12 protein-coding genes are annotated in these 12,609 nt (G+C 72.1%); 6 read left to right on the forward strand and 6 right to left on the reverse strand.

Annotated features, from left to right (window positions below; genetic code table 11):
- Positions 1-118 precede the first annotated feature (118 nt).
- Both ABT154_RS05500 and panB read right to left on the reverse strand, forming a co-directional pair.
- The gene (locus ABT154_RS05500) at positions 119-589 is read right to left on the reverse strand and encodes a DUF2690 domain-containing protein (RefSeq protein WP_351853209.1); all 471 of its coding nucleotides are present in this window, start codon (positions 587-589) and stop codon (positions 119-121) included.
- A 241-nt stretch (positions 590-830) separates the two neighbouring features.
- Positions 831-1,694 carry a 3-methyl-2-oxobutanoate hydroxymethyltransferase gene (gene panB / locus ABT154_RS05505; protein ID WP_351853211.1) on the reverse strand — a complete coding sequence of 288 codons (864 nt, stop codon included), beginning with the start codon at positions 1,692-1,694 and terminating at the stop codon, positions 831-833.
- 245 nt (positions 1,695-1,939) lie between these two features.
- On the opposite strand from panB, the gene ABT154_RS05510 reads away from it, so the two are divergent.
- The 3 genes from ABT154_RS05510 (at position 1,940) to ABT154_RS05520 (ending at position 5,596) form a co-directional block, all read left to right on the forward strand.
- Positions 1,940-3,595: an MFS transporter gene (locus ABT154_RS05510; RefSeq protein WP_351853213.1), complete on the forward strand. Its 1,656-nt coding sequence runs from the start codon at positions 1,940-1,942 to the stop codon at positions 3,593-3,595.
- A gap of 131 nt (positions 3,596-3,726) precedes the next feature.
- Positions 3,727-4,341 (forward strand): TetR/AcrR family transcriptional regulator, encoded by a 615-nt coding sequence (locus tag ABT154_RS05515; RefSeq protein WP_351853215.1) that lies wholly within the window; start codon positions 3,727-3,729, stop codon positions 4,339-4,341.
- Positions 4,342-4,573: 232 nt separating this feature from the next.
- Positions 4,574-5,596 carry an endonuclease/exonuclease/phosphatase family protein gene (locus ABT154_RS05520; RefSeq protein WP_351853217.1) on the forward strand — a complete coding sequence of 341 codons (1,023 nt, stop codon included), beginning with the start codon at positions 4,574-4,576 and terminating at the stop codon, positions 5,594-5,596.
- Positions 5,597-5,645: 49 nt separating this feature from the next.
- Here the strand turns inward: ABT154_RS05520 and ABT154_RS05525 are convergent, their stop codons facing one another.
- Positions 5,646-7,421 (reverse strand): NAD+ synthase, encoded by a 1,776-nt coding sequence (locus tag ABT154_RS05525; protein ID WP_351853220.1) that lies wholly within the window; start codon positions 7,419-7,421, stop codon positions 5,646-5,648.
- Between the two features lie 276 nt (positions 7,422-7,697).
- Here ABT154_RS05525 and gadC point away from each other — a divergent pair, with 276 nt between their 5' ends.
- Genes gadC through ABT154_RS05540 form a run of 3 tightly spaced genes read left to right on the forward strand, consistent with a single transcriptional unit; the run spans position 7,698 to position 10,691 of the window.
- Positions 7,698-9,176 carry a glutamate/gamma-aminobutyrate antiporter GadC gene (gene gadC / locus ABT154_RS05530; RefSeq protein ID WP_351853223.1) on the forward strand — a complete coding sequence of 493 codons (1,479 nt, stop codon included), beginning with the start codon at positions 7,698-7,700 and terminating at the stop codon, positions 9,174-9,176.
- Positions 9,177-9,189: 13 nt separating this feature from the next.
- Positions 9,190-9,879 (forward strand): DUF998 domain-containing protein, encoded by a 690-nt coding sequence (locus ABT154_RS05535; RefSeq protein WP_351853226.1) that lies wholly within the window; start codon positions 9,190-9,192, stop codon positions 9,877-9,879.
- The gene (locus tag ABT154_RS05540; protein ID WP_351853228.1) at positions 9,876-10,691 is read left to right on the forward strand and encodes an alpha/beta fold hydrolase; all 816 of its coding nucleotides are present in this window, start codon (positions 9,876-9,878) and stop codon (positions 10,689-10,691) included. Before ABT154_RS05535 ends, ABT154_RS05540 begins: the two co-directional genes overlap by 4 nt.
- Here the strand turns inward: ABT154_RS05540 and ABT154_RS05545 are convergent.
- The 3 genes from ABT154_RS05545 to ABT154_RS05555 all read right to left on the reverse strand — a co-directional run bounded on the left by ABT154_RS05545 (position 10,676) and on the right by ABT154_RS05555 (position 12,579).
- Entirely contained in the window at positions 10,676-11,095 is a 420-nt protein-coding gene (locus ABT154_RS05545) for a CBS domain-containing protein (RefSeq protein WP_351853231.1), read from the reverse strand. The two genes, ABT154_RS05540 and ABT154_RS05545, sit on opposite strands and share 16 nt — an antisense overlap.
- A 168-nt stretch (positions 11,096-11,263) precedes the next feature.
- Complete coding sequence (locus tag ABT154_RS05550; protein WP_351854213.1) at positions 11,264-11,911, reverse strand: DUF305 domain-containing protein; 648 nt, start codon at positions 11,909-11,911, stop codon at positions 11,264-11,266.
- A 20-nt stretch (positions 11,912-11,931) separates the two neighbouring features.
- Complete coding sequence (locus ABT154_RS05555) at positions 11,932-12,579, reverse strand: thioredoxin-like domain-containing protein (RefSeq protein ID WP_351853233.1); 648 nt, start codon at positions 12,577-12,579, stop codon at positions 11,932-11,934.
- Positions 12,580-12,609 lie beyond the last annotated feature (30 nt).

The following is a 12,609-nucleotide window of genomic DNA, read 5'->3' on the forward strand; positions in this document are numbered from 1 at the left end:
CCGGCCCCGCCGGCTCTACCGCTCCGGCGGCTCCGGGAGTTCGTACGCGTCCGCGATAGCCCCGCCGGCATCGGTCGGCGGGGCTGTCGGCCGTCTGTCGGCACGCGGGCGGGGGCGGTCAGTAGGCCGAGGTGTTGCCCCACTGCGAGCTGTCGGAGTTCGAGCTGTTGTTGGCCACGCCCTCGGCGAACGAGGTGTAGCCGGCGTCGTTGAGCATCGCGGTGTAGCAGTAGTACTGGCCGAGGCCCGAGTCCCAGAGGGCGCCGCTGATGCAGTGGCCGGAGTAGGTGTTGGTCTCCTGGCGGAAGGTGGACCCGTCCACCTGCGACCCGTTGGAGTAGACGCGGGACCAGACCGTGCGGCAGGACGGGCTGTAGCGCAGCTGGATGGTGCCGACCTGGGCGCCGCTGCGCTGCGCGTACAGCGCGGCGGACTTGGCGGTGTAGGCGTCGGAGGCGCAGCTGGAGGAGGCGGGGTTCTGGAAGTCGTATCCGGAGCCGGCCTGGGCACTGCCCGAGAAGCCGGTGACGAGGGCGATGCCGGCGGCGGTGGTGACCGCGGCGCGCTTGAGGGTGGGGGAGATGCGCAAGACGTCCTCCGGTGCAGTGGGAGCGGTGTGCGGGGTGCGGTGCGACCGTTCCACGCGCCGGATCCGCCGGACAACGGGTTCCCGTCCCGATCGCCGTCCCGTGCGGTCCCGGGACGGGGCGCGGGACCGCACGGGACGTCGTACGGGACGGGACGGGACGACGAACGGCCGGGACCCGTGGGAACGGGCCCCGGCCGCCGGATGCGGGGACAGGAGTCCTGCGCTGCGGGCCCGGAAGGCCCTAGTGGAAGGTGTGCTCCTCGGCGGGGAACGCCCCGCCGCTGACGTCCTCGGCGAAGGCGCGCGCGGCGTCGCCGAGCGTCTCGCGGAGGTTGGCGTACTGCTTGGTGAAGCGCGGGACCTTGCCGCCGGTCAGGCCGGCCATGTCGGTCCAGACGAGGACCTGGGCGTCGGTGTCGGGGCCCGCCCCGATGCCGACGGTCGGGATGTGCAGCGAGCGGGTGACCTCGGCGGCCAGCTCGGCCGGCACCAGCTCCAGGACGACCGCGAACGCGCCCGCGTCCTGCGCCGCCTTGGCGTCGCGGAGCAGCTTGTGCGCGGCCTCGTCGGAACGGCCCTGCACCCGGTAGCCCATGGTGTTCACGGACTGGGGGGTGAGGCCCAGGTGGGACATGACGGGGATGCCGGCCTGGACGAGCAGCTCGGTCTGCGGCAGCGAACGCTCGCCGCCCTCCAGCTTGATCGCCCCGACGCCGGCGTCCTTCACGAGCCGGGTGGCGTTGCGCAGGGCCTGGACGGGCCCTTCCTGGTACGAGCCGAAGGGGAGGTCGCCGACGACGAGGGCGCGCCGGGTGCCCCGGACGACGGCGGCGGAGAGCAGGGTCATCTCGTCCATCGTGACGGGCACGGTGGTGTCGTAACCGAGGTGACAGTTGCCCATGGAGTCGCCGACGAGGATCACCGGGATGCCGGCCTCGTCGAAGACCGAGGCGGTCATGGCGTCGTAGGCGGTGAGCATGGGCCACTTCTCGCCACGGGTCTTGGCGGCGGCGATGTCGTGGACGGTGAGACGGCGCGTGCCCTTGCCGCCGTACAGCGCCTTGCTGCTGTCGGCGGGCGGATTCTGGGCAGCCTGAAGCGTCATGGTGCACGGCTCCTTGTGTCATCTCGAGGCGCCCTGACGGCGTCCCCGGACCACATCCATGGTGGCACTTCGCCGGGCGGACGGGGAAGTGGGCCGGAGTGGTGCTGTTCACACCGGCGCGTCACGCGGGCGCGGCATGCGCGGGCGTCACGCGTACGCGTCACGCGCGGGCCTCTTCGTAAAGCCTCCGTCATCTTTTTCGATACGAGACGGTCTCGTATCGAAATATCTCTAGGGTGGTGCTCATGTCACAGCCGTCCACCGCACCCACCGCGCCCGCCGGGCCCCGCATACCCGAGGCCGTCCACCGGCGCCGCTGGGCCGTCCTCGGCGTCCTGATGCTCAGCCTGCTGATCGTCGTCCTCGACAACTCGATCCTGAACGTCGCCGTCAAGACGATCGCCGCCCCCGCCCCCACCGGCATCGGCGCCACCCAGAGCGAGCTGGAGTGGTCGATCAACTCCTACACGCTCGTCTTCGCCGGCCTCCTCTTCACCTCCGGCCTGCTCGGCGACCGCCTCGGCCGCAAGAAGGTGCTGCTCTTCGGCATCACCGTCTTCGGCATCGGCTCCGCCCTCGCCGCGATGTCCGGCTCCCCGGGCGAGCTCATCGCCTTCCGGGCCCTCATGGGCCTCGGCGCCGCCTTCGTCATGCCCGCCACCCTCGCCGTCCTCATGAACGTCTTCGAGCGCGACGAGCAGCCCAAGGCCATCGGCATCTGGGCCGGCAGCGTCGGCCTCGCCATCGCGATCGGCCCGATCACCGGCGGCATCCTGCTCGAACACTTCTGGTGGGGCTCGATCTTCCTCATCAACGTGCCCGTCGTGATCCTCGCCCTCGCCCTGATGGTCTGGCTCGTCCCCGACTCCCGGGACCCCGATCCCGGCCGCATCGACATTCCCGGCGTGCTGCTCTCCGTCGTCGGCCTGGTCCTCCTCGTGTACGGGATCATCCGCGGCGGCGAACTGGCCGACTTCACCGACGCCGGCGTCCTCGCCCCGGTCCTCGGCGGCCTCGCGGTCCTCGTCCTCTTCGTCCTCCACGAGCGGCGCAGCGACCACCCGGCGATCGACATGTCGTACTTCAAGCGGCCCGCGTTCTCCGCCGCCGTGGCCGCCATCGCCCTCGTCTTCTTCGCGCTCATGGGCGTGACCTTCTTCTCCGCCTTCTACCTGCAGAGCGTCCGCGGCTACAGCGCGCTCCAGTCCGGCCTGCTGATCCTGCCGCTGGCCGTCGCGCAGATGGTGTTCGCGCCCCGGGCCCGGCTCGTCGTCGAACGCTTCGGCGCGCGGGCCGTCTGCACCGTCGGCATGCTGCTCGTCGCCCTCGGCCTGGCCGCCTTCGCCTTCTTCGACGCCGGCACCCCGGTCTGGGTCATGGAGGTCGTCTTCTTCCTCCAGGGCGCGGGCATGGCGCACATCATGCCGCCGGTCACCGTCGCCATCATGCAGGCGCTGCCCCGCGAGAAGGCGGGCTCGGGCTCCGCGATCAACAACACCTTCCGGCAGGTCGGCGGCGCGCTCGGCGTGGCCGTCCTCGGCTCGCTGCTCTCCTCCACCTACCGGGGGGAGATCGAGGGGCACCTCGGCGCCGTACCGGCCGCCCTGCGCGACACGGCGGGCGAGTCCGTCGAGGCGACGCTCGCGGTCGCGGAGAAGCTCGGCCCGGCGGGCCGAGGCCTGGTGGCCCCCGCGTACGACGCCTTCCTGAGCGCCATGCACGTCACGGCGGTCGCCTCCGCCGTGATCGGCGTCGTCGGCGCGGTCGTGGTCGCGCTCTTCCTCCCGGGCCGCGCCCCGGCGCAGGCCGCCGCACCGGCGGTTCCCGGCCCCGAGGACGAGACCCGGCGGGACTCGGTCTCCGCGCCCGGCGCGGAGGCGGGAGAATCGGCCCGACGGTAGTCGTCCGAACGAGAGGTGGAGCGCACGTGTCGCGGCAGGACGGCGGGACCCAGCAACCCCACGATGCCCGATACCCGATCCCGGCACCGTGCGGAGTCGTGACGCCGGGGTCGAGGCCGGTGCCGGGGGCCATGGCCCCCGGCACCGCGGACCCCGCCCCCCACGCCCGGCGCGGCCGGCCGCGCAGCGAGGGCGTCGAGCGGGCCGTCTTCGACGCGGTCGTCGGGCTCCTCGACGACGGCGCTCCGCTCGCCGAACTGTCCATCGAGCGGATCGCCCGTACCGCCGGGGTCGGCAAGGCCACCATCTACCGGCGCTGGGCCGGCAAGGAGGAGCTCTTCGTCGACCTGCTCCGCTCGGTGGAGCCCCCGGACCCGGTGCTGCCCGGCACCTCGGTCCGGGACGACCTCATCGCCCTCCTGGAGTCCATGCGCGAACGCGGTCTCGCCAAGCGGAACTCCGCGCTGCTCCACAACGTGTTCGCGCAGATGCAGCTGTACCCGAAGCTGTGGGACGCGTACCACCTCACCGTCATCGAACCGCGCCGCCGCCTAGGCCTGGACGCCGTCCGCCGCGGCATGGAACGGGGGGAGATCCGGGCCGGGCTCGACGTCGAGTTCGTCAACGACCTCCTCACCGGCCCGCTGCTCCTGCGCACCGTCATCCGCCCCGGCTCCCCCCTGGAGCCCGACCTCGCCGAGCGGGTCGTCGACACCGTCCTGGAAGGCCTCCGCCCGCGCGACTGATCCCGCGCGCCCGCCGCGCACGGCCGGTCCCGGCCCGCGTCGGCACGGACCCGTACGAATGTGCGCGTTCTGTCACAGCCCTCCCGTACGCGCCACCTGCAGGAACCCGCCACGCGGCCGTGTCGTCCCTGGGGGAGTACGACGGCCCCGTCATCGCCTAGTGTCGACGTCGGGTCACGAAGCAACGCAGCACGGCAAGACGGCACGGCAGCAAGGCAGTGAGGACAGTGCGATGGCGCGGGTGGACATGACGGAGACCGAGCAGGGCGGCACCGGGAACGAGCCTCCCGCCTCCCGCTTCCGGACCGCCCTCGACCGGCTCCGCGGCGACCGTGGGATCTGGCGCCGGGGCATCGTGATCGCCGCCTGCGCGGTGGCCCTCACTCTGCTGATGGTCTTCCACTCCGACATCCCCAACCGGATCGGCAACCTGGGCAGCCTGACCGAGACCTTCCTGCCCTGGCTGGGTCTCTTCGTGCCCCTGCTGCTCGTCCTCGCCCTGGTACGCCGCTCCGCCACCGCCCTGATCGCCCTGCTGCTCCCGGCCGTGGTGTGGCTGAACCTCTTCGGCGGGCTCGTCGCCGACAAGTCCTCCGCCGGCGGTGACCTGACGGTCGCCACCCACAACGTGAACGCCGACAACCCGGACCCCGCGGGCACCGCCCGGCAGCTCGCCGCGTCCGGCGCCGACGTCCTGGCCCTGGAGGAACTCAAGGGCGACATGGTCCCGGCGTACAAGAAGGGCCTGGCGAAGGCGTACCCGTACCACTCCGTCCAGGGCACCGTCGGACTCTGGAGCAAGCTGCCCCTGCGCGCCGCGCAGCCCGTCGACATCCGGATGGGCTGGACCCGCGCGATGCGCGCCACCGTCGTCACCCCGAAGGGCGAGATCGCGGTGTACGTCGCCCACCTGCCGTCCGTACGGGTCAAGCTGAACGCCGGCTTCACCGCCAACCAGCGCGACAGCAGCGCGAACGCCCTCGGCGAGGCCATCGCCCACGACCCGCACGAGCGGATCGTCCTCCTCGGCGACCTCAACGGCACCATGAACGACCGCGCCCTGCGCGCCGTCACCTCGCAGCTCCGCTCCACCCAGGGCGCGGCGGGCGACGGCTTCGGCTTCAGCTGGCCGGCCTCGTTCCCGATGGCCCGCATCGACCAGATCATGGTCAAGGGCGTCGAGCCGATGTCCTCCTGGGCGCTGTCGGCGACGGAGAGCGACCACCTCCCGGTCGCCGCCCGCGTCCGCCTCTGAGGGGCCCAGAGCCCGTCATTCAGGCCCTGGCGGACCGTCCGGGCCGGGGTCAGCCGGACGGCGTCTCCCGCCAGCGGTTGGTGATCGGCAGGCGCCGGTCCTTGCCGAAGCCCTTCGCCGAGATCTTCGTGCCCGGCGGGTACTGGCGCCGCTTGTACTCCGCCGTGTCCACCATCCGCAGTGTCCGCGTCACCAGCTCATCGTCGAAACCGGCCGCCACGATCGCGTCCTTGCCCAGGTCCTGGTCCACGTACAGGGCGAGGATCGCGTCCAGCACCTCGTAGTCCGGCAGCGAGTCCGTGTCCACCTGCCCCGGGCGCAGTTCGGCGCTCGGCGGCTTGCTGATCGAGGCCTCCGGGATCGGCGGGGTCTGCCCGCGCTCCTCCGCCGCCCGGTTCCGCCAGCGCGCGAGCCGGAACACCGTCGACTTGTAGACGTCCTTGATGGGGCCGAAGGCGCCGACGGAGTCCCCGTACAGCGTCGAGTACCCCACCGCCAGTTCGGACTTGTTGCCCGGCGCCAGGACGATCTGGCCCTCCTGGTTGGAGATCGCCATCAGCGTCGTCCCGCGCAGCCGCGACTGGAGGTTCTCCTCCGCGAGGCCGGTGAGACCGAGCGCCCCCATGTACGCGTCGAACATCGGCTCGATCGACACCGTGCGGTAGTGCAGCCCGGTCCGGCGGGCCAGCTCGGCCGCGTCGTCCCGCGAGTGGTCGGAGGAGTACTTGGAGGGCATCGACACCCCGTACACCTGGTCCGCACCGAGCGCGTCGCAGGCGATGGCCGCGACCAGCGCCGAGTCGATGCCGCCGGACAGCCCGACGAGCACCGAGCGGAAGCCGTTCTTCGCGACATAGGCGCGGACCCCGATCACCAGCGCGGAGTACACCTCCTCGTCGTCGTCCAGCCGGTGTGCCCAACCGCCCGTCAGTTCCGGCTCGTACGCCGGAAGGGGCTCCTCCGACAGCACCACGCGGTCGATCCGCAGCCCGTCGTCCACACGCTGTCCATCAGCGACTCCGTCGCGGCCGTCGGCCTCCGCCGCCGGCAGCTCCAGGTCGAGGATCACACTGCCCTCGACGAACTGCGGCGCCCGCGCGATCACCTCGCCCTCGGCGTCGACGACGATCGAGTCGCCGTCGAAGACCAGCTCGTCCTGACCGCCCGTCATCGCCAGGTACGCGGTCACGCACCCCGCCTCCCTGGCCCGCCCGCGGACCAGGTCGAGCCGGGTGTCGTCCTTGTTCCGCTCGTACGGCGAGGCGTTGACCGAGAGCAGCAGCCCCGCCCGCGCGCTGCGCGCCGCAGGGACCCGGCCGCCGTCCTGCCACAGGTCCTCGCAGATCGCCAGGGCCACGTCGATGCCGCGCACCCGCACGACCGGCAGCGTGTCGCCCGGCACGAAGTAGCGGTACTCGTCGAAGACGCCGTAGTTGGGGAGGTGGTGCTTGGCGAAGCGCAGCACCACCTCGCCGCGGTGCAGCACGGCGGCGGCGTTCTCCGGCGAACCGGCCGGCCGGCCGAGCCTCGGGACGTCCCGCTCGGAACGGTCCAGATAGCCGACGACGACCGGCACCTCCCCGAACCCCTCGTCGGCGAGCCGCCGGGCGAGACCGCGCAGGGCCGCGCGGGACGCCTCCACGAAGGAGGAGCGCAGCGCGAGGTCCTCGACGGGATATCCGGTCAGCGCCATCTCGGGGAACGCGACCAGATGCGCGCCCTGTCCGGCGGCGTGCCGGGTCCAGTGCACGATCGCCTCGGCGTTCCCGGCGATGTCTCCGACGGTCGAGTCGATCTGATTCAGGGCGAGGCGTAGTTGAGGCACCCGCCCAGTGTAATCGTCAGACCGACGCTATGTCCTGGGACACGGGGATCCGAATATCCCGGGACACGGGGATCCGAATGTCCCGGGACGCGGGGATCCGAATGTCCCGGGACGCGAGGATCCGAATGTCCCGGACGCCGGACGCCGGACGCCGGACGCCGGACGCCGGACGCCGGACGCCGGACGCCGGACGCCGGACGCCGGACGCCGGACGCCGGACGCCGGATCCCGGACCGCCGACATGCGGGCCCGTCCCGCCCCGCCGATCATGTCCTCATGACGACCACTGACGACCCGGCAGAGTCGGCACGGCCCACCGCGACCGACTCGGCGGCCTCCCATGACGACGGCACCAAGCGGCAGTTCATCTCCTGGCTGACCCTCGCCTTCATGACCACCGCGTCCGTCGCCAGCCTGCGGCCCTCGCCGGCCATGGCCATCTACGGCCTCGCCGCGATCTTCCTCTACCTGCTCCCCGCCATCGTCTTCCTGCTCCCCACCGCCCTCGTCGGCGCCGAGCTGGCCTCCGGCTGGAACGGCGGCATCTACCGCTGGGTGAGCGAGGCGCTCGGCAAGCCGCTCGGCTTCCTCGCGGTCTGGTGCCAGTTCGCCATGACCATCGCGTACTACCCGAGCCTCCTCGCGTACGTCGCCTCGACCTTCGCGTACGTCATCGACCCCTCCCTCGCCGAGAACGGCCTCTACGTCGCGATCGTCATCATCGTCATCTACTGGTCCGGGGTCCTGATCTCCTCGCGCGGTACCAAGACGATCGCCGGCCTCTCCTCCCTCGGCCTGATCATCGGCACCCTCATCCCCGGTGTGCTGCTCGTCGTCCTCGGCATGGTCTTCCTCGGCCAGGGCAACCCCTCCGCGCAGCCCATGAGCGCCGACCACTGGCTGCCGCCGTGGACCGGCCTCGCGAGTCTGGTCCTCATCGTCAACAACTTCCTGTCCTACGCGGGCATGGAGATGAACGGCGTCCACGTGTCCTCGCTGCGCGACCCCGGGCGCGAGTACCCGAAGTCGATGTTCCTGGCGACCGGCCTCGTCCTGCTGATCTTCATCCTCCCGGCCCTGGCCATCGCCTGGGTCATGCCCTCGGAGCAGCTCAGCCTCACCGCCGGCCTGATGCAGGCCTTCCAGGCCTTCTTCGACCACTTCTCCATCGGCTGGATGACCAAGGTCGTCGGCATCATGCTGGTCTGCGCCGCCCTCGGCGGCATGCTCACCTGGCTCGCCGGACCCGCCAAGGGCCTGGTCCTGCTCTCCCGTCAGGAGGGCTACCTGCCGCCCGCGCTGCAGAAGTTCAACAAGGACGGCGCCCCGCGGAACATCATGATCGCGCAGGGGGTCGTCACCACCCTGATCGGCATCCTCTACGCGTTCAGCGACAACGTCTCCAGCGCCTACTGGATGTTCTCCGTCATCACCGTGCAGATCTACCTGATCGCCTACCTGCTGATGTTCGTCGCCGTCGTCAGGCTCCGCAGGACCCAGCCCGGCGTCGAACGCGGCTTCCGCGTCCCCGCCGTCGAATGGGTCGCCGGCGTCGGCTTCGTCGCCTCGGTCGCCGCGCTCGTCATCGGCTTCGTCCCGCCGGACCAGTTCGGCGACCAGCCCCTCTGGCGCTATCTGCTGATCGTCGGCGGCGGCCTGCTGCTCCTCGGCATCGTCACCCCGGCCGCGCTCCTCAAGTACCGCAAGCCCGGCTGGGTCCACCCGGACCACCGGGAACCTTCCTCCGTGCCCTAGCGTTCGAGCCGGTATGTCCAGGAGTGTCACGCGTACGGCCGCCGTCCTGCTGGGCCTCGGCGCGCTCGCGTACACCGCCTGGGTCCTCGAAGTCCTCGTCCGGACCGGGCTCGACCCGGTCCGGACGTACGTCTCCGAACTCGCGGCGGCGGACCAGCCGCTCGGCGGCCTGTTCAGGGCGACGGACCTGGCGGCGGGGGCGCTGGTGCTGGCGGGGGCGGTGGTGGGGGCCTGGGGGACCCCTACCCGTCCCTCCCGCGACCCCTGGGAGGCCGTCGGCTGGGTCGCCCTCGCCGTCTTCGGGGCCGCCACCGTCGCCGACTCCCGCCTCCCGCTCAGCTGCGCCCCCACCGTCGACCCCGAGTGCGCGGCGCGCGAGACCGCCGGGCTCGTCCCGGCCACCCATACGGCCCATGCCATCAGTTCGAGTTTCGCCATGAGCGGCGCCCTCGTCGCCCTGGTCGCGCTCACCGTCGCCGCCCGCCGGCACGGCCGCCGCCCCGCCCTCGCCCGTACCGGCCCCGCCCTCGTCGTCCTGGAGTTCGCCGCCACCGCCTGGACGCTCACCGCCGTCGCCGCCTTCGAGGCCGGGAAGGGCACCTGGTCGCTCGGCGCGGGCCAGCGGCTCCAGGTGCTCCTGGTGGCCGTGTGGCTCGCGGTCCTCGCGTACTCCCTGGCGCGGGAGAGGGAGGAGGAACGATGAGCCCGTTCGTACGGATCGACGGAGTGGCCCACCACGTGGCCGTCGACGGCACCGGGCCGGTCTGCGTCCTGAGCACCGGCCTCGGCCTGAGCTGGTTCGACTGGGACCCGGTCGTCCCGCTCCTCGCCCCGCACCGCACGGTCGTCCGCTTCGACCGCCCGGGACACGGCCTCTCCGCCCCCGCCGCCGCGCCGCCCACCGCCACGGGCGAGGCCGACCGGATCGCCGCCGTCCTCGACGCCCTCGGGGTCCCCGCCACCGAACCCGTCACCGTCGTCGGGCACTCGATCGCCGGCTTCCACGCCGAGGCCTTCGCCCGGCTCCACCCCGGCCGTACCGCCGCCCTGGTGCTCGTCGACTCCTCGGTGGAGGAGCGCCCCCGCCCCTCCCGTACGCCCGCCGTGTCCCGGGTCCTCGGCGCCGCCCTGTCCGCCGCCGGGGTCCCCGCCGCGCTCGGCCCCGCCGTCCGCCGCGCGGCCGTACGCCACGACCCGGCCCCCACCGTCCTGGTGCGCCGGGTCTACGGCACCTCACGGGTGCTGCGCGGCGCCCTCCTGGAGAACGCCCACTACGGGGCCGTGGCCGCCGGACTCCTCGCCCTGCGCGCCACGCACCCGCTCCCGCCGGGCCTCCCCGTCACGGTCCTCGCCGCCCCCGCGGGCTCAGCCCGCTGGGAGCGGCGGCAACGCGCGCTGGCCCGCCGGCTCGGCGCCCGCTACGAGGCGGCCGTGCCGTCGGGCCATCTGGTCATGCTCGACCGCCCGGACGCGGTGGCCCGGGCGGTCCTGCGCACGGGTCAGGAAGCGGCGTAGACGCTCGCGCAGAACGCCTTGATCTGCTCGTCCGACAGGTGCTGGGCCAGATCGGCCTCGCTGATCATGCCGACGAGCCTCTTGCCCTCGATGACGGGCAGGCGGCGGATCTGGTGGCTCTGCATCTCCTCCAGGACGGCGCCGACGTCCGCGCCCGACTCCACCCAGCGCGGGGTGCCCTTCGCCATCTCGCCACAGGTGACCTTGGCCGGGTCGTGCCCCATGGCCACACAGCCGATCACGATGTCGCGGTCCGTGATGATGCCGCAGAGACGTTCGTTCTCGTCGGCGATGGGCAGTGCGCCCACGTTCAGATTGCGCATCAGCTGGGCGGCGCGGTCGAGCGTCTCGTGTGCCGGGATCCACTGGGCCCCGGGATGCATGATGTCCTTCGCCGTGGTCATGAGGTGCGTACCTTTCGTCGAACGCGGTCACACGTACGTCCCCGAGCCCATTCATTGTGGGCGCACGACGAGGCCCCCGCGACCGCTGGGGTCACGGGGGCCGTGAACGTCTTACGCCCAGCCCGTGCCGAGCCCGACGCGGTGCCGGGCCTCAGCCCGCGTGGGGCCTCACGCCGCGCCGCGCTTCCTGAGCATGTCCGCCATCAGCAGCATCTCGGACTTCTGCGCGTCGACCATGCCCTGCGCCAGGTTCCGCTCGATGTCCACCGAGCACTTCTGGACACAGCCCTCGGCCATGTGGACCCCGCCCTTGTGGTGCGCGGTCATGAGCTGCAGGTACAGGATCTCGGCCTCGCGGCCGCTCGCCTTCCGCAACTGGTCCAGCTGCGCGTTGGTCGCCATGCCCGGCATCAGGGCCCCGTCGAGGGGGCCCGTGTCGCCGGACCCGCCCATGCCCATCCAGGTCATCGGCTCGACGCCGGACTCGGTCTTGGGCAGCCCCCACAGGTCGAGCCAGCCGAGCATCATGCCCCGTTGGTTGGCCTGGGTGTTGGCGATGTCGTACGCCAGCCGGCGCACCTCCTCGTCCTGGGTGCGGTCCCGGACGATGAACGACATCTCGACGGCCTGCTGGTGGTGGACCGACATGTCCCGGGCGAAGCCGGCGTCCGCGGAGAGGGAGGCGGGCGTGCCCGGCGCCTCGTCGCGCTCGGCCGAGGCGACGGTGACGGCGCCCCCGGCGAAGAGCAGCGCGAGCGCGACGGCGGTGACCGCCGCCCACCGCGTCCGGTCCGACCGCCGGGCCGGGGGCGTCAGGACGTCCTCGTCGGCGGCGCTCACTGGTCGAGCCCGCCGGTGCAGGCCGCACCGGGCTCGGGGGTCTGCGGCCCCTGGACGTACTTGGTGAAGAAGGCGTCGATACGGGGGTCGCTCGCGTTGTCCACGGTGACCTGCTTGCCCCAGGCGGACAGCATGATCGCCCCGGCCTGGTCGTCCACGGGGCTCATCAGGGTGTACTTGGTCTTGGCGACCTTGTCTTCCAGCTTCTTGACGTCGTCGGCGGCGGCCTTCTTGTTGTACGTCACCCAGACGGCGCCGTGCTCCAGGGAGTGCACCGCGTTCACCTCGGGGAGGGCCTTCTTGTAGACCACGCCGTCGCAGTTCATCCAGACCGGGTTGTGGTCGCCGCCGACCGGCGGCTTCATGTCGTACTTCACGGCCTTCTCGACGTGGTTGCGGCCGAGCTTGGCCGCGTCCCAGGACTGCTCGGCCGTGATGGGGGCCTTCGCGGCGGCGTCCTTCTGGTCCTGCTCGTCGGACTTCTTCATCAGCACGAAGCTGCCGAAGCCGACGAGACCCAGGACGACGACGCCCGAGATGCCGATCGTGAGGAAGCGGTTGCGGCGCTCACGGGCCTGCTCGGCGCGGCGCATCTCCTCTATTCGGGCGCGGCGGTCGGCGGTGGCGGAGCGGTTGGCGGCCATGGTGATGTCGTCCTTCTCAGGGTGGGGTGG

The organism is Streptomyces sp. NPDC001728, from assembly GCF_040297565.1.
Lineage (GTDB): Bacteria > Actinomycetota > Actinomycetes > Streptomycetales > Streptomycetaceae > Streptomyces.